Genomic DNA, 21755 nt, shown 5'->3' on the forward strand with positions numbered 1-21755 from the left:
AAGTCGAAAGATTGAGTCATGTGTCACTCCTGTTTTCTTAATAATACTGAAATGACACAGATTTCTAAACACTACCTATAAATTATTTTATATTTAACAACTGTTTAAAATAAACCACAAAAAAAGCGCCATTTGGCGCTTTTTAGATTAGTAGCAAGGAATTAATGCTTACGCCCTACGCCGTTGCGCACCATATCTTGGCCGCTTTGAAAAATCTCTTCGGTAATTTCACGGGCTAATAAAAGTTGTTGCTTGTCATCAAACACCGCGACAAAACGGCTGCCGTCGGCATTATTAGTTGCCATGCCCACGCCTGCTACGCCAGTTAAACCTAAACCGCCGTTTTCCACTTGCAGTAAAAAAATTTCAAGTTCAGCGAGTGTATCGATTGCAGTTAGTTTGTTTTCCATTATGGTTACTCTGTGTTGCTCGCCATAGCGAGTCTGTAAATAATATGCAGTTATTTTACAGATCATAGTGGCAAACTTAAACCATCAAATATTAACCTTTATGCATTCCACGAATAGGGTAATTATTATCAGGGTTTTTAATCCAAGTTATACCTCGCAATAAAGTAGACAGATCTGGTCTTACAAATGGATTATTTGAGATATCAACAACTTGTACTGTACCGTGTTCATTCACTACATACACAGCAGGCTCAGCAAATAAATGGTCTGTTTCTTGAGCGTTGCGAGGTTGAGAAACATACAGCCCTAACGCATTCATTTGTTCAGGCTTTAATTCAAACGCAATGGGGTAACTCACTGATAACTTCTCTTTATGTGTTAACAACTGCGCTTCGCTGTCGGCCGATACAGCAATTAAAGAAACTCCAATGTCTTGTAATGACTGTTTAATTTCTTCTAACTGATTTAGATACTGCGTACACATAGGACAATGCTGGCCACGATACACAACCACCATTTGCCAAGCAGCGTCTTGCTGGACACGCCCTAACTCTACTTCGTTACTATTTAGTACAGGGCAATTAATCTTTGGGAAACGACTCCCCGGAAGAAGTTTATTTGTATACTGTGATGCATTAGTCATTGTGTTTCCTCTCAAAAGTGTGTACTTATATGTGCTTTAAAGCGCGCTAAGTCAGTATCTATATCGGCGTTTTTCATAACATCAAAACAAGCAATGGTAGGCATTGCTGTCATACCAAAAAACTTAAAGTTCATATGCATTGGGAACATTAAGTCGTCAACACTTTTACCATTAAAAAATTCTTCTGAATTGTTAAATGACTCCTCTGGTGCGTTAAATGTGAGTGACATCATATATTTAGTATCTTTAAGTGTGCCACCTGTGCCATAACCGCTTTTTGGGTCGTCCTGGTGACGACCATCGCCATTACACATGGCGCCACCCATACCGGCTGTATACACCTCGTCCATATATCTTTTAAACGAAAATGGCACGCCCATCCAGTTAATAGGTGATTGCAGTAAGACAACGTCAGCCCATTGATGAAGTGCTAATTGTGCCTCTACATCAATACTATCTGTCATAGTTACGGTTTTAACTTCATGGCCTTTTTCTATCAGTATCGATGATGCTACATCAACTAGGGTGGCATTTAATTTGCCCTCTGAAAAAGAATAATATTGGTGTGCATTTATAATGAGTACCTTGCTCATGTGATCTCTCCAAAAATAGTACAAAAATTGGTCTTTACTTTAATGTGGTATATAATAGTTACCTGAAGAATAGATTCAATTAGTATACTTTTAGTAACCACCCTATTTTAGAGGTTAAATTTTGGAAAGCTCTATAGAAACAGATAGTAAGGGAAGAAAAAAAGTTTTAAATGCCTGCTTAGAACCTTGTGCTATTGAAAAAGGAATGCGCTTAATTGGCGGGAAGTGGACAAGTTCTATTATTTATCACTTAAAAGATGAACCTGTTCGCTTTAATGATCTAACTCGAATGTTAGGTGGAGCGAGCAAAAAAATGATAGATCAACGTTTAAAAGAGTTAGAGGTCAATAAGATGGTTTTAAGGACGGTGATCAGCACTAGACCTATTGCTGTCACCTACGAGCTCACTGAGTTTGGGCGCTCTGCACTAGGAATTCTTCACGATCTTAGAGTTTGGTCTGAGTCTAATATTTTAGACTAATTACAAAATAAAAACCCCGCAGATGCGGGGTTTTATGTATTAGCTTTGCTTCATTGTGCCTTGTTGCTCAAGGCGGGTATGCCAGCTGAATGCCTCTTCTAAAATATGAGGCGTATGACCGCCACGAACACATGCACGCTCGTAGTAGTCAAGCATGGCGTTGCGATAATCTGGGTGTACACAGTGTTTAATTACTTCAACAGCCCGTTCGCGTGGCGCTAATCCACGTAAATCAGCAAGGCCTTGCTCGGTCACTAAAATATCAACATCGTGCTCGGTATGATCGACGTGGCTTACCATAGGTACCACGCTTGAAATAGCGCCGCCTTTAGCAATTGATTTAGTTACAAACACCGATACATGCGCATTACGTGCAAAGTCGCCTGAACCACCAATACCGTTCATCATTTTAGTACCACACACATGAGTTGAGTTAACGTTGCCATATATATCAAACTCAAGTGCCGTGTTAATTGCAATAATACCTAAACGACGCACAATTTCAGGGTGATTCGACATTTCTTGTGGGCGAAGTACTAGCTTATCGCGGTACTTTTCAAGGTTATTAAATACTTGTGCGTTACAACGCTCTGATAAAATAATTGAACACCCAGAGGCAAAATTAAGTTTACCCGCATCAATTAAGTCAAAGGTAGAATCTTGTAGTACCTCTGAGTACATAGTGAGGTCTTTAAAATCTGAGTCTAATAAACCCATCATGACTGCATTGGCTATGTTACCAATACCCGCTTGTAATGGGCCTAAGTTTGCAGGCATGCGCTGTTGCGCTACTTCTTCTTTAAAAAAGTTAACTAAATGGCGTGCAATAGAGGCGGTATCGGCATCTGGGTCGGTTACTGTTGAAAATGAGTCACTTTGATTGGTAAATACAATACCCACAATTTTAGCCGGATCGATTGGAATAGCAGTACTACCGATACGGTCATCTACTTTTACTAGCGGCACTGGAGTACGCGTAGGACGATACGACGGAATGTATATGTCGTGCAGCCCTTCAAGCTCTGGCTGATGTAACATGTTAATTTCTACAATTACTTCTTTAGCAAAAATAGCAAAGCTTGCTGAGTTCCCCACTGACGTTGTAGGTACTATGTGGCCTTCTTCAGTAATAGCTACGGCTTCAATCACCGCTACATCTGGCATAGTTAACTGATGATTACGTAACTGTTCAACAGTTTCTGATAAATGCTGGTCAATAAACATGACCTCACCGTTGTTAATTGCTTTACGTAATGTGCTGTCTACCTGAAATGGCATACGACGCGCTAACGCACCTGATTCAGTAAGTAGCTTATCTAAGTCGTTACCTAATGACGCGCCCGTCATTAGGTTAATTTTCATTGGGTTTTCACGTACACGCTCGGCAAGTGCACGTGGTACAGCTTTCGCTTCACCAGCACGAGTAAAGCCACTCATGCCCACGGTCATGCCGTCTTTAATAAATAAACTGGCCTGCTCTGCAGACATCACTTTGTTGTGTAAGTCACTACGACGAATTCGTTCTAATTGCATTTGGAACCCCTTAAACCCCATTATTATTTGGGCGCTATTCTAAGTATTTCCTTATGCTTCGTAAGCTAGACCTAAGTCTCATTTACGCATAGTTGGTATAAAAACGTTGCAGAGCGCTTTAATTTTGTACACTTTATTACTTAACTTATTGCTGTTATTGGGGTTAGAATACCAAAAGATTTATTCAGTGATTTAACTAAACAAGCTTAAAAGAAAATATAATTAAGTTAAATCAATTGCTTATAAATTTAGCCAGGAAAGCTGAAATTATAAATTGTATAAAAATAAAGCCGTACAGGCCAAATCTTACAAAATAATAAACTGGTCATTCATTGGGCAGTAACCTTGTAAGGAATAGAATCTAGGATTTACGTATTAAGGAAAATACATGGATTTGTCTGACGAAGAAATTAACTTTTTATCTGGGTTGTTTGAACCTAGTCAAAGTACAGCATTAATTAATGAAACAAAACTAACAGTACAAACATCAATACCAGATGGTATTGCGCATTTACTTGGTCAGGCTAAATTAACCCTATTAGCAGAAGTAGCTCATTACCAACTGTGGTTTCCACTTCAATTTAAAACTGATGAATTAGGCCATTTCAGTACTGTGTTAGCTGCCCCAGAAGTGATTGATACTAAAGGCACTCAACGTAGCTGGCGATTAAGTGAATTAAATATTCAAAGCCAAGGTTTTTGCATTGAATCTATCTCAAGCACAGGAATATTTTTAAAACCCACATCAATAAACAGTGAACTTGATGAGTTACAAAATATGCAATTTATTTTACCCAATGAAGCGGCTATATCATTAGACATAGAACCCGTTAGGCACAGTGAGTGTGGCATAGCAGCTAAAATAAAGCATATTCACCATGGTAAAGAGCAGCTGAGAGCGTATTTATTTGAAGTGCATAAACGTGAATATTCAAGCTTATATCAACTTGAGCATAAGCAAGAACTGGGGCTATCAAACTAAAAAGCCACACTAATTAAGTGTGGCTTTACGGATTAAATAAACTAAATTTAGGTCATTTTTACTTTAATCGTTTTGCTATTTCAGCAACGCGCTCACCGTATAAACGAGCCGTTTCTAAATCGCCTGATGGAATTGCAGATTCATCTGCATCAGTAGGTGATTGTACTAATACGCCAACCGAACCGCCTAAGTTATTGATGTCTTGACGGGTTGATTCCAATTTATTGGCGGGTGGTAACCCTAGGCTTACCCAAATTCCACCATGCTGTGAAGCTAACGTTTGCATACTAATTAGGGTGACTTGTTTGTCGCCATTTAGGCTGCCGCTATTAGTAAAACCGCCAAACACTTTATCTTTCCAACCCATGGTAAACCACACTTTAGAGGTGGCATCGACAAACTTTTTAAACTGCCAAGGGTATGAGCCCATATAGGTAGGTGCACCAAAAATAATGGCGTCTGCATTGTTTAATGCATCCCAATCGGTGTCTTTAATATCACCATTTTCATCGATTGCAATAAGCTGAGCGTTTGCTCCATCAGCCACAAATTCCGCCACTTTTTTGGTATGGCCATATCCAGAGAAATAAATAACCGCTACTTTACTCATGAACCTTCCTTTTGTTGTGATTTAATAACACGCTTTAAATATAGTATGGCCGCTTAATCTAAAATCAACTAAGCAGCGTGTTTAATTAAATTAAAAGGTACTCACTGAAATTTCTAAATTACTCACCGCACAGCCATACTGCTCAGCACTAATACGGTGATAAGCCGACTCAGGCTTAGTTGATAGACTAATAATAAACGCATCTTGCTGACCAACAGCTGTTTGTTCTTGGCTCAAGCACATGGCTTGCGTTAAAGAGCGCAATTTGGCATCCGTTAAAATACTGCCGAAACGCTGAACCGGCAAAGGCGGTATTTTAATTGCTGGCAATGCTTGGCTAATACTGCGCTGACTTAAGGTAAAATCATTATTTTTAATATCAATCACACTGCCAGCAGGCCAGTACGAGTAACTGTAGGTTTTAGTTTCAGCCTGAGCCTGCCCTGTTGATTTAACCATCACCACACCATTTTTACCAATTACGGTCATTAAATTCCCTGATTCAGATTTAATAACCACTAAGGCGGTGGTTTCGTCTACACCAAAACCAAATGCGGGTTGAGCTTGATTTGCACTGAAGCTGTCGAGCAAGGTGCCTAGTCTTAATGTACGGTTTCGCTCACTAAAGTGTGTATCGAGTACACCGTAACTAAATGTGCCTAAACCCCCAAAGCGGTTGTAAGTTAAACTATCGCTGTTTGAGCGCTCACTGGGTGCATCAATGGCTTGCGCGCCTTCTTTCAATGCCGATAAACTTGTGCCATTAGTGATCATAACCACATTACCACCGTGCGCTTGCCCGCCACTTTGCACTGCGGTGCCTGCACTTGTACCTACAACAACAGGGCGAGACTGTAACGCTTTTGTCCATGGATATGGCTGATTATTTTCATCAAACAATACCTTGCGCGTTAAGCTTTGATCGCCGCCATTAAACATAACACCGGTACTATTTTTGATTAGCTGCACTAAAGCGTCTGTGCCGTTTTTACACAGCAAATATTCTGCTTGAGTGCGATCAGGGTAAATATGTTCACGTTGATATAGCCCCATTTCAGAGTGCCTAAGCGTGTTTAAATCATCACATTTATTGGTAGTTATTGCTTTAGCAAGCGCAGGAGTTAATGCAAGCCATTGTGAATTTATATTGGGAAAACGAAGTAATCCTTCGTAAAAATCAGCAGATTCATAAGGGTCTCTGCTTGAGGCGGTAATGGCTAGTATGCTCGGGTTAGTACTTTTTACTTTTAAACTGCCCGATATAAATTGCAAAATATCTGTCGCGGCGGATTCGCTATTAAGCGCGGTATTGACCTGCTCTTTTAGTCGCGTATTGTCGCTCTGCAGCTGCGCTACTTCAAGCATATCTATTACAAAATTGTATTCTTGATCCGTTAAACTATTGAGCTGTTTACTATCAATATCGCGCCATAACCATAACAGCTCTTTTTTTGACAATGTGGGTGATGATTTAGCCTGCATTGTTGCTAAATTTTTAATAGTTTTGTTTTTAGCTTGCGTATTTTTACTTGGCCATTGTTGCTTTATTTGACTAATTTTAGCGTGGGAGAGCGCAAATACATTATGTATTTTACCCGGAATTTGTGTGTTTTTTTCACAATTTTTAGGGCTTAAACTAACACACGTTGTGAGTGCACCGCCGACTAATACTAACGTTTGTTCAGATTCTTTTGCGCTTAACTGCAGCGAAAAAGCAATAAAAAACGAAAAAACAGCCGTTATTATGCGTGATTTAGCTAACCGTTTGTTTGGTAAATATATTCGTTCCATTATGTTATACTCATGTAAAAAATTATAAGAAATAACTTGCGAGAGCGTCTCTCACTTGCTATAAAAAAAAGGAACTTTAAAACGCGAGTAAGCTAGCACCCCTTTGCTGGCTTTGTCAAAAACCTTTTGGAATGAGAATTATGTTTAAAAAAGCACGTTTGCTTACAACATATTTCTACTCACCACACTACCTTTCGGAGTGGTTTGACGAGTAGCCCTCCACCTCACTTTTTCACAGTGAGGGGCTTAGCGTGTCATTTCACCACTGCCCTGTCTAAAAATATAACAATTAAAAGCCACAGATCTGTTTGTATGTTTTTGTGCGCTTAAAAAGACAAAAGGTATTTAAGATGTTTCGTCAACTAACAATTGCGGCCACAGTAAGCGCATTACTGAACCCGATCACTTTTGCACATGCACAAGAAACCAACACCGACACCAACATTGAACGAGTAGAAGTAACAGGATCTCGCTTAAAAGGCGTTGATCTTGAAGGAACTATCCCATTAACCGTACTAGACCAAGATGCAATCAAACGCTCTGGCGCTAATACCATTCATGAATTACTCAAAGATTTATCTGTTTTTAAGGGCGGAAGCGGCACATTTTCAACCTCTGAAAGTGGCGGTACGTCTACTTCAACACCAGCGGGTCAATCAGCAGCGAGCTTAAGAGGCATGGGGCCATCAGCAACGCTGACATTAATAAATGGGCGAAGAGTTGCACCTAGTTCATTTGCTGCAGGTACTGAAAACTTTGTAGATGTAAACTCTATTCCACTAGCCGCCATTGAGCGCATTGATATTTTAGCCACAGGCGCATCAGCCGTTTATGGTGCCGATGCTGTGGCAGGTGTTATTAACTATATTTTAAAAGATGATTTTGAAGGCGCTGAAATCAATACTTCGTTTGCCGATAGCTTTGATCAGCATGACGAAAGTAAAAAACAATTAAACTTAGTTTATGGTACAAAAATAGGCGAAAGTAATTTAACGGTATTTGCTGATATATATGACCGTAACGCTTTTAAAGCGACCGATCGTAATTACACGGCCTCTCCCTCTTTAGCGAATGGTTACTCCTATTTACCTAAGCTGGAGAACTCACCTAATGTTTATTACTTCAGCAGCCGAGATGGGAACGAACTTCCATCACCAAACTGCAAAACCGAATTAGTTACTACTGAATTTGATGAACAAATTTGTGCTTACTACCCTAATCAAGATGATTACCTAGAAACGCCATTTGAAAGCCTTTCAACCGGCTTTATGTTTAATAGTGAGCTTGGTGGTATGCAATGGCATACTGACTTTTTTTACAGTCAGACCAAGGCAAAAGCGTACTCATCGCCCTCACCTATTAACCAAATTAATGACGACGATGGCCCGTATGTTTTAGAAGACGCCTTATTTATTTACGATAATGCCGATGGTAGTAATGATTTATTAGATCAACTCTACATTGACCCATTTGATACCCAAAGTGGTCGAGAAGTGTATGGTTTTGCATTTGATGCGCGCTTTAATGCCCCAAGAACGGTGGAAGTAGAAACGAAAAACTTTCGCTTGGTAAGCAGTCTAAGTGGTGAAATTGGTGATTGGGGTTGGGAATCTGGGGTAACCTTTTCTCGCTCACGTTCAGAGCAAGAAGCGATTGCAGGGGTTTATAATCGTTACCAGTTCCATGGCGCTATCACCGGCGAGCTATGTTCAGACGGTACGCTGGCAAGTTATGACGGTACTGACTTAAACTGTGCATCGGGAGAACTGCTGCCTTTTTACAACCCTTTCCTTCAAGGCGACGCCGCTAATGATGCCGTTTTGGCAACAGCGCAAGCTCGCCCAACACGCAGCGGAGAAAGTACAGTTTACGGCTGGGATGCTAATTTTAATGGTGAGCTATTTACCTTTAACGACCTACCTGCCTATGCCTCATTTGGGGTAGAAGCACGCCGTGAAGAGTTAAGCGACATTCCTTCGCTTAATTCACAAGCTCAAGCAGATAAAGACTATCTTGTTGATGTATTTGGCTTTGGCTCTAGTTTATCAGAAGCCGATCGCACTCAATATGCAGCATTTGCTGAATTAAGTATTTCACTGAGTGAGCAAATAGAGCTGCAAGCAGCAGGTCGATACGATCATTACGATGACTTTGGTGGCACCTTTAATCCTAAAATAGGTTTGAGCTATCGCCCAACTGATTCGTTGGTTGTTCGAGGTTCATGGTCAACCTCGTTTAGAGCACCATCATTAACGCAGGCTGGCGTTAAATTAAGAACCACACAATCTACTTTTGACTGTGGTGCAAACCAAGCTGTAGCCGATTTATACTGTATGGGTGATGGCACCCAAGTGAGTGTTAATTCGTTAGAGTTAGGTAATCCAAATCTAAATGCAGAAGAATCTGAGGCTATTAGTGTTGGCTTTGCATGGAGTCCCTCGGCTAATACTAATTTAACCATTGATTATTGGCAGTTTGATCATGAAGAAGTAATCGATACCAACATGACCGCTGTGTTAGATCGCGCCATAACCGATGCGTCACTTCGTCACTGTGGCATTGTACCACCGGGCGAGCAAGGCATATCGTACGATGAAGCATTATGTGATGTCACCGACAACAGTGGTTTAAACATAGAGCAAGACGGCGCTAATTTAACTGAGATTTTAAGCAGTTATATAGATGAATTTAACCCACGTGATGACGAGCTATTTTTACCGCTGTTTCGCGATCATGCAATCCCACTTGAAAACACTGGTACACAAACATTAGCTGGCATAGACTTTAAGTTTGACCATAGGTTTGTATTACCAAGCGGCGATTTAACCTTTGCGTTTGACGGCACTCATTACCTTGAGTTTGAACGTAATAAACCGGGGTCTGACTCGTTAGAGAAGCTGGTGGGAACTTATCGTTATCCTGAAAATATTGCGCGTATGTCAATAGATTGGGAAGCGCAAAGTTACTACCTTAACTTAGGTGCAAACTACACCAGCAGCTACGAAGATGATATAGAAGGCCTGCGTAGCCGTGAAATTGATGAGCTAGATTCACTTGGCGTATTAGACTCAAAAGGTGAGCATCAGGTTGATGACTGGCTCGTTTGGGATTTATCTGCGGGTTACTATGTTAATAAATCGCTGACTTTGCGCGCGCGCATCAATAATATTTTTGATAAAGAGCCACCCACACTTTATGGTTCAAGCCGTGGCTTTGATTCAATCAACCATAATGCCCTAGGTGCTAATTACAAATTAAGTATTAGCTACCGTTTTTAACCGCTTAGCCGCAAAGCAAACGCTTTGCGGCATTCCTTTTATTACAGGTCATGGCTACAGTGACACTGCCTATTAAGTGCTAAAGTACGTTTAAGCGTTTATTTACGCATCAACACAATGACCTTTTATTAAAGTGAAATTATGAAACAAAAACAATTTTCTATGCCCGATGCAAGCATCATTTTGCTTTGCGTGGCAGTGATTGCCTATATGGCCACGGTATTTATTACCCCTGGGGTATTTAATGCAGAGCCTGACAGCCATACTGTGCAGCTTTCACAATATCAAGCCGTTAACGACCAACAATCACCACCTGTTTTTGCACAAGGTGGCGAGGTTGGTTTAGCTAATGTATTGTTTGAAGGCCTCGTGTCGGGTGATAAATATGGTGCAGCGATTGGCGTAATGGCGTTTATTTTAATCACTGGCGGTGCCTTTGGCATTATTATGAAAACCGGTGCGATTAATAACGGTATTATGGCACTTATTAATAAGACCCAACGGGTTGAATGGCTGTTTATTCCCTTACTGTTTTTACTATTTTCGTTAGGCGGCGCGGTTTTTGGTATGGGCGAAGAAGCTATTGCCTTTTGTATTGTGCTGCTTCCTATTATGCAACAACTTGGCTACGACGCTAAAGTCACTGTACTTACAACTTATGTGGCCACGCAAATAGGCTTTGCCACCTCATGGATGAACCCTTTTAGCATTGCTATAGCGCAATCGATAGCTGAAATCCCAGTGTTTTCAGGTGCGGGCTTTCGTATGTTAGCATGGGCTTGTTTTACCCTTGTAGGCCTTGTGTTTACTATGCGCTATGCAAAACGGATAAAAACACAACCCCAAAAAACGGGTGATCAGCCAACGATTAAACTTAGCCTAGCCGATGCACTCACATTATTAGTGTTTGTATTGGGCATAGCTTGGGTTGTATGGGGGGTGATGGCGCGCCAATATTATATTCCTGAGCTTGCTGCACAGTTTTTTTGCATTGGCCTTATCAGTGCAATAATTGCCATCGTGTTTAAAAAGCTAACCGCGAATGAGTGCGCGAATGCGTTTAAACACGGTGCACAAGAATTATTGCCAGCGGCGTTATTGGTCGCATTGGCTAAAGGCATTGTATTACTATTAGGGGGTAGTGATTTAACCACTCCCTCAACCCTCAACACCCTGCTTTATTACTGTGCAAGCAGCATAGCCAGTGTGCCAGATTACATTGCAGCTTGGGGAATGCTGGTGTTTCAAAGTGTATTTAACTTTTTTGTTTCATCGGGTTCAGGGCAAGCTGCCATCACTATGCCACTGATGTCTCCACTTGGCGATTTGCTCAATGTATCAAGGCAAATTGTGGTATTGGCCTTTCAATTAGGCGATGGATTAACCAACATTTTAATTCCCACCTCAGCTAGTTTAATTGGTTGTTTAGGGGTAGTGAAATTAGATTGGGGAGAATGGGCTGCGTTTATTTGGCGCTTTGCCCTAGCACTTTTTGTATTAGCAAGCGGCTTTATATTTCTTGCTTACTTTATTAATTATCAATAAAAAGAATTTGTTATGTTAACTTTAATTCAAGGTGCAACCGTTTATGCACCTACCTTCCTAGGCACACAAGATGTTTTAATTGGCGGTGGTAAAATCATTGCTATTGACGAAAATATAACCCTCGACAGCAGTGTACTCGTCAAACGGATTGCCGGTAAAAATAAGCTGGTTGTGCCGGGGTTTGTTGATTCTTTAGTGCATATTACCGGTGGCGGTGGCGAGGCTGGATTTGCCAGCCGCACCCCTGAAATGAACCTAACCGATGCAACCTTATCGGGCACCACCACGGTGGTGGCCGCACTGGGTACCGATTCAAGCTCACGTACACTGACCAACTTGGTTGCCAAAGCAAAAGGCCTAAAAGAGCAAGGGCTGAATGTATTTTGCCATACCGGTTCGTATCATTTACCCGCGAAAACACTCACCCACTCAATTACTGACGACATCATGTATATAGAGGAGTTTATAGGTGTTGGCGAAGTGGCGATTTCTGATCATCGTAGTAGCCAACCTACGGTACAGCAATTAGCAGAATTGGCAGCTGAGGCCAAAGTAGCCGGTATGCTCAGTGGTAAAAAAGGCACTGTGAGTATTCATGTTGGCCCTGTTGATAGCCATTTAACTATTTTACATCAGGTGGCTGAGCAAAGTGATATTAAGCTTAAACAGTTTTATCCTACGCATATGAACCGCAATAAAGCACTTCTTGATGCCGGTATTCACTTTTGTGATCAGGGCGGTACTATCGACTTTACCACCAGCACAACCGACTATGATTTAGCCCATGGTGAATATGCAGCAGCCCATGCCCTTGCCTACTGCTTAGAACAAGGCGTAGCACCAAATCAACTCACTATGAGCTCAGATGGCCATGCCAGTTTACCTATTTTTGATAAAGACTTTAATTTATTAGGGCTTGAGGTGGGCAAAGAGGCATCTTTATTAACCTCGTTTCAGCAAGCAGTTAAGCAATATAACGTCCCTATTGAACACGCTTTAATGAGCATAACCAGTAACCCTGCCGATATTTTAGGACTTGATAAAGGCCGTCTTAAAGCAGCGAGCGACGCGGATGTTGTCCTTCTCGATAAAGAGACCCTAACCCCTGAGTATGTATGGGCTAACGGCACATTAATGGTGCAAAACACCCATGCAGTTATAAAAGGAGTGTTTGAATAAGCTAACATGCTGCTGAAATATTTCAGCAGCATTTAACACCAAAGAGTTTATTACCCTAGTTTAAACAAATATCAATCCAACAAGGTCACTAGAACCTAGTTGTTAAATTCAGCTACTTTTCGCCGTAGCTAAGTTTTTTGTCGTAAAAAGCAGACCATTTTGATTTATATATTCAGCATAGACCTGAGCACTCATAGGTTTAGAAAAGTAATAGCCTTGAAACTCTTTACATCCCATTTCGGACATTATTAGGACCTGTTCTTCGGTTTCTACTCCCTCGGCTACACACTTAATATTAAGTTCATCACACATCACATGCACGGCTTTAACTAAGCTTTTTTGGCGTGTAGAGCTTGTAACCTTACTTATTAAAGAGCGATCCAATTTAAGTTTATCAATGGGATAATCAGCAAGTCGTGCAATATTCGAGTATCCAACACCAAAATCATCCACTGTAATAGTGAACCCCCAATCTTGCAGAGTTTGCATAAGTTTTAAGGAGTGAACTTGGTTAGCCTCAAGTGACGTTTCAGTAAGCTCTAATTCTATTTGATTCGGTTTTACATTAAAATCCGCCAAATATTTTACCAACTTTGACATAAAATCAGCTTGGCTAAAATCGAGCAAAGATATGTTTATTGCTACGGGTAAAAGTGGCAAACCAACTTTACTCCATTGGGCAATTTGAGCGCAGACTTTTTGAATAATTAAGTCCGTTAATCGGCTAATCATTCTATACTCTTCTGCAATAGGAATAAATACAGCGGGCGGTACACTGCCAAGTACAGAGCTATGCCAACGAGCTAATGCTTCAAGCCCTATACATTCACCTTTTGCATTCACTTTAGGTTGATAATGTACTGACAGATCATTTTGTTGCAAAGCTTCATCAAGTAACATGGAAATTTCATACTTTTCCATAAAGGCCTGTGATTGTTTTTGATTGTAACCATTAAATGGCGAGTTATAGTCTGCGAGTTTAAGCGCCTCACACGCATTACTAAGAACAATCGCACTATTTTCACCATGCTCAGGACACTTAGCAAAACCAAATAAAAATGATTGCTGGTAATTAGTACCAAGCACATCATAAGCTTGATCTAAGGTGCTTTTAATTTGTATTAATAACTTGTTTTGCTGTTCACTTGAGCTTGAACCAATAATAAAGCCAAGTTTGCCACCTTCTATATACGCACAAAGCAAAGGCCCCTCTGACATTGCTTTTAAGCGCTTATAAGCAGTAATTAACAATGATTGCGAGTCAGCTTTGTTAAGTTTTAAATTTAAATATTCACTATTTGCGCTTTGTGTAACGACAATATAAAACCCTTTTTGGTATTTAGACGTTAACCTATCGCATTGCATCTCAAACCACTCTCGATTAGGCAATTTCGTTTGCGAGTCTCTAAACCTTAGACGTTTGTTCTCTTGCTCCATCATAGACAAATTTTGTTTAATTAACTGCTCTTGCGTGCAATCATAAAAGTCATACACTCGGTAATTTGTACTCATTGCTATTTGCTGATAATTACTCTTATAGTAGCGACTCTTATATTCTATGATTTGATTTTTTATATTTAACTCTTTGCTATTAAGTGCAGGGAATAACCCATCAATTCTTACAGCCTTTTCTTTCAAGCTGTTTTTTAATCCAAACATTTCAATAGCATGTTGATTTAAATCTGTAATTACTAAATTTTCGTCGACAATAATTTTAGCTTTATTAGATTCAGTAAATAAGGTGCGATAAAGCTCGTTTTTATCTTTAAGGAAGCTATTAGCATTTAACATGGTTTTGTTTAAACGTTTGGCAGCAACAATTGTTCGCGCAGTGGCAAGTGGGATACAAATATTAAAAAATAAAAATATCAGGCCTGTAATATATAAGTCAGCTTCTGGTAATTGGCTTGATATTCCTGAATAGCCGGATAAATCAACATTATTAATAATCATGTAAAAAGGTATGATGTTTAAAATACCGTAGGCCAAAGCCGTTCTGTAACCGAGTAGCATAAGAGCAATGATGGGACATGAATACATAAACATAGAACCCACCTTGGCAAGCTCTAAGTCAGTTAAAAATAAATTCATTGATAAACTACCGGCAACGATAGTTAATAGAAGTGCATTTGCACTAAATGTGTAAAATCGCTTACTTGCTAATAAAAGACTAAAAGCAATAGTGAAAAAACTAATAGTAATAACTGCAATATAAATTAGGTTAAATTCAATTGCGCGGGTGTATGTATAACAAACGACCAAAAAACAGAGCAAAGTAACGAGAGTTAAAATTATCCGTAGTGCACTCACCCGCCAGTGTGCGACTTCATCATGGGCAGTATGATGATCGTTAAGTAAGAAGTACTTATTGAGAAAGTGCATAATAAAAATCAGTTAAGACATATCGCCTCATTAAACATTGATAAGTTGTTAAGATCAATTAAATAAGCTCAAATATCAATCCAATTGAAGTAGCTTATAAAATAAACCTAATACAAAAAGCTAAACAATATGCCCGCTTTCAACTATAGGCGTAACCCAATATTTTAACGGCGTGTACTTACAAACAGGGCTTAACGCCGTTTTTACTATGGCAAGTTCAGGTAATAATATATGCACCTCAAACTGATAAAAGCTGCGATGCCCTTCTACTTGCTCGGCAATGTCAAATTCACTGTGCTCTTTACTGTAGCCTTCAATGTTTTTTAAGTTAAAGCCGGTAATGCACTCTATGCCAATTAATATATCAACCACGTTATCTTTTATGTTTGTGGGTACATTTAGGGTAAAAAGTAACTGTTCAGCCATGTTTTTTCTCCAACCAACCATAAAAGATAGGTAATAAATAAAGTGTTGTAATTGTTGAGGTAATTAACCCGCCAATAACCACAATTGCCAATGGTTTTTGAATCTCAGCGCCAGGGCCGGTGGCAAATACCAGTGGCAGTAAACCAAACATGGCGGTTGTGGCTGTCATTAACACTGGGCGAAGGCGTCTGCTTGCGCCATCTAAAATGCGCTGCGTTACATTGGCAGAAAACATTTTCATTTGCTCAAAGTAGCTGATCATCACAATACCATTGAGTACCGCTACGCCAAGTAAAGCAACAAAACCAACCGATGCAGGCACCGACAGGTATTCATTACTAATAAACAGGGCAATCACTCCCCCCATTAACGCAAACGGAATATTAGCAATTATCAGCGTTGATTTAGATAAGGATTTAAACGTGGTAAATAAAATAATGAAAATTAGTATTAATGCCACAGGAATAAGCACCAGCAAGTTTTGTGTTGCACGTTGCTGGCTTTCAAATTCGCCACCAAACGACAAGGTAAAACCACTGGGTAATTTTATACTGCTATTAATTTTAGCTTCCAGTTCATTCACATAACTAACCACATCGCGGTTATCCACATTAACGCTTACAGAAGCAAAGCGCTTTGCTTTTTCTCGCTCTATTAACAATGGCCCCGTTTTAAAGCTAATATTAGCCACCTCTTCAAGTGGTAGTAGGCTGTTGTCGGGCATTAAAATTAGCTTTTGCTTTAATGCGCTCATTGACGACAACTCAAAGTGTGCTGCGCTTTCGCCTTTTTGTGCATTAAACACAATTGGGATCACGCGGTTTCCTTCTTGCAGTGCCGATACCTGTAGGCCTTCTAATTGCGACTTTAAATAATCACTTAATCCTTCGGTGGTTAAACCAAACTGACTAGCAACCTCAGGAATAAGTTTAATATTTACGTATTTACCCCCTTCGATAAGCGCCATTTGTACATCACTTGCACCGTCAATATTAGTGGCAAGTGCCGTGATTTTTTCAGCTAATGAGGAAAGTGTCGCAATGTCATTACCGAATACTTTAATCGAAATATCACCGGTGCCACCGGTGAGCATTTCTGATACCCGCATTTGTATTGGTTGAGTAAAGCCAATATTTACCCCTGGAAATTGCGCAAGTGTTTGTCGAATATCCTCGATTAGCCGCGCTTTGGAGTCAAAACGCCACGTATCTTTTGGCGCTAATTCCATAAACACATCGGTTTCGTTTAATCCCATAGGATCAAGCCCGAGTTCATCGGATCCGGTACGGGCAACAATTTGTACGATTTCTGGGGTGTTTTTTAACAGTGTGGCTTCAATTTGTTTATCTATATCCAGCGAGGCTTGCAAGGAAATACTCGGCGATTTTTCCAGTTGCACAATAATGTCGCCTTCATCTAAAACGGGCATAAAGCTTTTACCAAGTCCCTGAAATAACACCCCACTGAGCACTAAAACAGCAACTGATATAACACTAATAGCCACCGGCTTTTTAATTGCTTGGGCAAGTGTTTTAGTATAAAAACCTTGTAATAGCGTGACCATTTTAGGCTGGGTTACGGGTTCATTTTTTAATAACAATGAGGCTAAAATTGGAATAACCGTTAACGACAACAACAGCGCACTTAGCATGGCAAACACGATAGTGAGCGCCACTGGGGTAAATAACTTGCCCTCTAACCCTGTTAACATTAATAGCGGTGAAAACACGATAATAATAATAATTGTGCCTGAGAACACTGGCGCCGCGACTTCTTTACAGGCGCGATAAATAACATGCAGCCGAGGGAGGTGCTGATTGTTAGCCAACCGATTCACTATGTTTTCAACAATAACTACCGATGAGTCCACCAGCATACCAATGGCAATCACTAAGCCGCCTAAACTCATTAAATTAGCCGATAAATCAAACTGCTTCATCATTATAAACGTCAGCAATGCCGACATAGGTAAAGACAAAGACACCACCAATGAAGAGCGAATATCACCTAAAAACAAGGCAAGTAACACTATTACTAGAATAATTGCTTGGCCTAGTGCGCTGGTAATGGTGCTAATTGCGGTATTTATTAAGTTAGAGCGGTCGTAAAACACATTAATTTTTGTGCCTTGCGGTAATGACGCTTCAATGGTGCGAAGTTTATCTTTTACATCTGCAACAACTTGCGCTGTATTACTATTTTTAAGCGCAATTATAAGCCCTTGTACCGCCTCTTCACTGTTTTTAGTGACTGCGCCATAACGGGTTAAACTGCCAACATGTACCGTGGCAATATCACTTAACCGAATAACCTTATTTTGAGTGGACTTAATCACGGTATTTTCAATGGCGGTTATATCGGTGTATTTGCCCTCAGTGCGCAGAATTAAGGTGTCGTTGCCTTTTTCTAAGCGCCCTATGCCACCGTTTTGATTCGTTTGCGTGATTGCCAACTTCATTTCATCAAAGCTGACTTGATGCTGTTGCATCAATAAAGTATTGGGAAGTATTTCATAGGTTTTTGAAAAGCCGCCAAGGCTATTTACATCTGCAACGCCGGTTAAAGTGCGCAGTAATGGACGAATTTGCCAATCTAAAAGCTCTCTTTTTTCAATCAGCGATAAGTGAGTACTTTCTATAGTAAACATGAACACCTCGCTCAAAGGCGTGCTCATTGGCGCCATGCCGCCACTAATATTACTGGGCAAGGTGGGTAAAATATTTAATAAACGCTCATTAACTTGCTGACGGGCCCAATAAATGTCGGTGCCCTCTTCAAAGTCAATGGTAATATCGGTAATAGAATACTTAGTGGTAGAGCGCAGCATTTGCTGTGACGGAATACCCAGTAATTCGGTTTCAATCACCCGTGTTACTTGCGATTCTATTTCAAGGGCGTTCATGCCGGGTAATTTGTAAACTATTTTAACTTGGGTGGGCGATATTTCTGGAAAAGCATCCACCGGAATACTTAACCAAGATTTAGCACCAATGGCCATAGCAACAATAACAAAAATACTAACAAACAAACGCTGAGTAAGTGAAAACTTAATAAGCTGGTTTAACATTTACTCTCTCCCTAAGTGAAGCAACATACCCTGTAGCGCACTTACCGAGCTTATTAGTACCTGCTGATCATCTAGGTTTTTGTTAGCAGTAAATACATAGTCTTTGCCTTGTGTACCCTTGAGCTCAATCGGCAGTAACTCAAGCTTATCGCCAGACTTTAAAGCAATGTAATTAACATCTTCAAATTCAAACACCGCTGACTTTGCTATTTTAAAGCCCGTTAATTTATTTACCGGTGTGACTTTGATAGTTTGCCCCAGTCTAAGCTGGCACTCATTTGAGCTTGGCGACGCCCACACTATTTGATGGTATTTATCTGCAATACTGTCATAGCTCTCAATATTTAAGCTGCAACTTTCTGACAGCTTGAAATGCGCTAACGTGTTGGTAAAACTAAGAGGGACTTTAATCTTAACGCGAATACTACTTGCATCGATAATATCAAACGCGGTGTCACCCATCACACGGTTTCCCGACTCATTAGTGAGTTTTAAAATGCCCGTTTTTGGACTCACTAAGGTCACGTTTTCATTATCATCAATGTTTAAAAATGCCATTTGATGTTGCATATGTTCAAAATTTAGCTTGGCTTCAAAATAGCTTTTTGTGATTTCAACCCATTCAGAACTTCTTATTATTTTGTTTTTTAAGTGTTGTTGGTTTATGTCGTAATGGCTTTTAGCAATAGCGAGCATATCTTTTGCTGATTGATAGGCATCTAAAAAATGGTGTACATCACTGCCCTCAACGCTTGCAATAGTGGCGCCCTTTTCAACCATGCTGCCGTTAGGGTATAAGTAACGAACCTGCTGTACATCAAACGCAAACAGCACCGTATAATTGACCCCAGGTTTGAAATTAACTTCACCAATTAAACTTTGCCCGTTAATAAACTCTGTTTTTTGAATCGGCGCAAATTCAACATCAAAACCACTGAGTGAAGAAAGCCCTACAGGTGCTAAATTTTGCGAAGCAAACACAGGATTAAATGTTAATAAAGTCACCGTAAAGAAGAAAAATAACGTATATTGAATACGCAAAAAATGACGCATTTTTTTTGTAAAATTTAACAGCATTTAGTTTGTTCACATTTGATTAATTTTATAGAATCAACCATGACTTTTTTAGACTGTTAAATCATCAGGCAAACGCCTTAATGTACCCAAAAATAGCGAAAATTACGCTATGGTACATTTGTCCATTGTATTTATAAAGCATTGATATTAGAGGTTTTAATGAGAGACAAGTTAATAGCAGCCACCTTGTTAATAATAATGGTGCTAAACTTTTTTGATGTACTAACGGATATACATTTAGGCGTGCCGCAGTGGCATATTTTTTCTGAGGGCTTAATCGTTGTCATTTCTGCAGCCTGTGCTATTTACTTAATTAGCGATATTCGTGCGCGTACTGCCAATATTAATGCGCTGAAACAAGAATTAGTGCATTCAAAAAAAGAACTTAAAAACATATCACAGGCAATGATGGATGCGCGTCATGAATACAGTGGTGTTATTCAAACCCAATTTTCACAATGGACATTGACTCGCAGTGAGCAAGAAGTCGCGATGTTATTACTTAAAGGCTTAAGCTTTAAAGAAATAAGCGCACTAAGAAACACTAAAGAAAAAACAGTACGCCAACAAGCATCAGACATCTATAGTAAAGCCGATGTAGAGGGCAGACATGAGTTTGCCGCATGGTTTTTAGAAGACTTTATGCAACAAAAGCACTATCCGCATTCAAACTCAGCCATTAACTAATGCAGTGACTATCGCATATACTTGCGCGCTATTTTAGTCAGCGTTAAGCTAACGCTTTATTTTCGTCATTATGGTCTATGTGCTCTATAGCCCGCAGAGATAATTCAACGTAAAGGTTTAATATGAATAACAGTACCTACCCTATTGGCAATCCTGGTGAAAAGTGGAATAACAATCATAAACTCCAATGGCTTGAAGCCCAGAAAATTAAACGTAGTTATAACGATGAAGTATTAACGCTAATTAATGAGCTAAAAGATACGCTTATTGTAGAGCAATATGGTGAACTTAATTATGCTCAAAACAGTTACCCTTTGTTTGCATTAAAAACCCAACACTTTGATAAAAATAAACACACAGTGCTAATCACTGGTGGCGTACATGGCTACGAAACCAGCGGAATACACGGTGCGTTAAGGTTTGCAAAAACATTGGCAACTCAATACGCAGAGAAATTTAATCTGGTGATTACTCCCTGCATTAGCCCATGGGGTTATGAAACAATAAACCGCTGGAACCCAGAGGCAATTGATCCAAACCGTTCTTTTTATGAAGGCAGCCCAGCGCAAGAATCTGCATTGGTAATGAATTATGTGCAATCTTTAAATACTGATTTAATCGCGCATATCGATTTGCATGAAACTACTGACTCAGATAACAGTGAATTTCGCCCTGCACTTGCAGCGCGCGAAGGTAAAGTAAATACTAATTGGAATATTCCAGACGGTTTTTATTTAGTCGCTGACAGCAACAAACCAGAGCCTGCTTTTCAAAAAGCTATTATTGAATGTGTTGAAAAGGTCACACACATCGCTCCAAGCGATGAAAATAAACAATTAATTGGTGTACCTCAAGAACAATTTGGGGTAATAAACTATGCAGCAAAAGAGTTAGGTTTATGCATGGGGTTATCTGATGCAACCTACGTTACAACCACGGAAGTTTACCCAGATAGTGCAACGGCCAACCCTGAAGAGTGCATATTAGCGCAAGTTGCGGCAATTTCGGGTGCGTTGGACTACATTATTAATAAGTAATAGTTATGGTATTCATCAGCACATAGTAAGGTGC

General features: G+C 39.9%; 17 protein-coding genes. 7 read left to right on the top strand and 10 right to left on the bottom strand.

Annotated features, from left to right (window positions below):
* Window positions 1–161: 161 nt before the first annotated feature.
* From AAEY57_RS11430 to AAEY57_RS11440, 3 genes are all read right to left on the bottom strand, one after another.
* On the bottom strand, window positions 162–410 hold the full coding sequence (locus AAEY57_RS11430) for a hypothetical protein (protein WP_350607891.1): 249 nt from the start codon (window positions 408–410) through the stop codon (window positions 162–164).
* 91 nt (window positions 411–501) lie between these two features.
* Window positions 502–1053, bottom strand: coding sequence for a redoxin domain-containing protein (locus tag AAEY57_RS11435; RefSeq protein ID WP_010392826.1), 552 nt, complete (start codon window positions 1051–1053; stop codon window positions 502–504).
* Between the two features lie 11 nt (window positions 1054–1064).
* Window positions 1065–1646, bottom strand: coding sequence for an NAD(P)H-dependent oxidoreductase (locus AAEY57_RS11440; protein WP_109874855.1), 582 nt, complete (start codon window positions 1644–1646; stop codon window positions 1065–1067).
* A 121-nt stretch (window positions 1647–1767) separates the two neighbouring features.
* On the opposite strand from AAEY57_RS11440, the gene AAEY57_RS11445 reads away from it, so the two are divergent.
* A complete protein-coding gene (locus AAEY57_RS11445; protein WP_350607892.1) occupies window positions 1768–2127 on the top strand; it encodes a winged helix-turn-helix transcriptional regulator in 360 nt (119 codons plus the stop codon).
* Window positions 2128–2166: 39 nt separating this feature from the next.
* On the opposite strand, the gene scpC is transcribed toward AAEY57_RS11445, so the two are convergent.
* Window positions 2167–3660, bottom strand: a complete 1494-nt coding sequence (gene scpC, locus AAEY57_RS11450; RefSeq protein WP_013464626.1) for a succinyl-CoA:acetate CoA-transferase ScpC — start codon at window positions 3658–3660, stop codon at window positions 2167–2169.
* A gap of 388 nt (window positions 3661–4048) precedes the next feature.
* Here scpC and AAEY57_RS11455 point away from each other — a divergent pair, with 388 nt between their 5' ends.
* Window positions 4049–4642: a hypothetical protein gene (locus AAEY57_RS11455; RefSeq protein ID WP_013464625.1), complete on the top strand. Its 594-nt coding sequence runs from the start codon at window positions 4049–4051 to the stop codon at window positions 4640–4642.
* 58 nt (window positions 4643–4700) lie between these two features.
* Here the strand turns inward: AAEY57_RS11455 and AAEY57_RS11460 are convergent, their stop codons facing one another.
* Both AAEY57_RS11460 and AAEY57_RS11465 read right to left on the bottom strand, forming a co-directional pair.
* Window positions 4701–5252, bottom strand: coding sequence for a flavodoxin family protein (locus AAEY57_RS11460; protein WP_350607893.1), 552 nt, complete (start codon window positions 5250–5252; stop codon window positions 4701–4703).
* Window positions 5253–5342: 90 nt separating this feature from the next.
* The gene (locus tag AAEY57_RS11465; RefSeq protein WP_350607894.1) at window positions 5343–7043 is read right to left on the bottom strand and encodes a cyanophycinase; all 1701 of its coding nucleotides are present in this window, start codon (window positions 7041–7043) and stop codon (window positions 5343–5345) included.
* 350 nt (window positions 7044–7393) lie between these two features.
* On the opposite strand from AAEY57_RS11465, the gene AAEY57_RS11470 reads away from it, so the two are divergent.
* The 3 genes from AAEY57_RS11470 to iadA all read left to right on the top strand — a co-directional run bounded on the left by AAEY57_RS11470 (window position 7394) and on the right by iadA (window position 13045).
* Window positions 7394–10321 (top strand): TonB-dependent receptor domain-containing protein, encoded by a 2928-nt coding sequence (locus tag AAEY57_RS11470; protein WP_350607895.1) that lies wholly within the window; start codon window positions 7394–7396, stop codon window positions 10319–10321.
* Between the two features lie 141 nt (window positions 10322–10462).
* A complete protein-coding gene (yfcC, locus tag AAEY57_RS11475) occupies window positions 10463–11866 on the top strand; it encodes a putative basic amino acid antiporter YfcC (RefSeq protein ID WP_350607896.1) in 1404 nt (467 codons plus the stop codon).
* Between the two features lie 12 nt (window positions 11867–11878).
* The gene (gene iadA, locus AAEY57_RS11480; RefSeq protein ID WP_350607897.1) at window positions 11879–13045 is read left to right on the top strand and encodes a beta-aspartyl-peptidase; all 1167 of its coding nucleotides are present in this window, start codon (window positions 11879–11881) and stop codon (window positions 13043–13045) included.
* A 108-nt stretch (window positions 13046–13153) separates the two neighbouring features.
* Here iadA and AAEY57_RS11485 read toward each other — a convergent pair whose 3' ends face one another.
* The 4 genes from AAEY57_RS11485 to AAEY57_RS11500 form a co-directional block, all read right to left on the bottom strand.
* Entirely contained in the window at window positions 13154–15427 is a 2274-nt protein-coding gene (locus AAEY57_RS11485; protein ID WP_350607898.1) for an EAL domain-containing protein, read from the bottom strand.
* A gap of 120 nt (window positions 15428–15547) precedes the next feature.
* The gene (locus tag AAEY57_RS11490; protein ID WP_024601169.1) at window positions 15548–15853 is read right to left on the bottom strand and encodes a DUF3240 family protein; all 306 of its coding nucleotides are present in this window, start codon (window positions 15851–15853) and stop codon (window positions 15548–15550) included.
* Window positions 15846–18920: an efflux RND transporter permease subunit gene (locus tag AAEY57_RS11495; protein WP_350607899.1), complete on the bottom strand. Its 3075-nt coding sequence runs from the start codon at window positions 18918–18920 to the stop codon at window positions 15846–15848. Before AAEY57_RS11495 ends, AAEY57_RS11490 begins: the two co-directional genes overlap by 8 nt.
* On the bottom strand, window positions 18921–19973 hold the full coding sequence (locus AAEY57_RS11500; protein WP_350607900.1) for an HlyD family secretion protein: 1053 nt from the start codon (window positions 19971–19973) through the stop codon (window positions 18921–18923). It abuts the gene before it with no gap.
* Between the two features lie 183 nt (window positions 19974–20156).
* Between AAEY57_RS11500 and AAEY57_RS11505 the strand changes: the two genes are divergently transcribed.
* Both AAEY57_RS11505 and AAEY57_RS11510 read left to right on the top strand, forming a co-directional pair.
* Complete coding sequence (locus AAEY57_RS11505; protein ID WP_350607901.1) at window positions 20157–20684, top strand: helix-turn-helix transcriptional regulator; 528 nt, start codon at window positions 20157–20159, stop codon at window positions 20682–20684.
* 122 nt (window positions 20685–20806) lie between these two features.
* Window positions 20807–21721 carry a M14 family metallopeptidase gene (locus tag AAEY57_RS11510; protein ID WP_350607902.1) on the top strand — a complete coding sequence of 305 codons (915 nt, stop codon included), beginning with the start codon at window positions 20807–20809 and terminating at the stop codon, window positions 21719–21721.
* Window positions 21722–21755: the final 34 nt, after the last annotated feature.

Source organism: Pseudoalteromonas sp. MER144-MNA-CIBAN-0113 (genome assembly GCF_040308965.1).
GTDB lineage: Bacteria > Pseudomonadota > Gammaproteobacteria > Enterobacterales > Alteromonadaceae > Pseudoalteromonas > Pseudoalteromonas tetraodonis.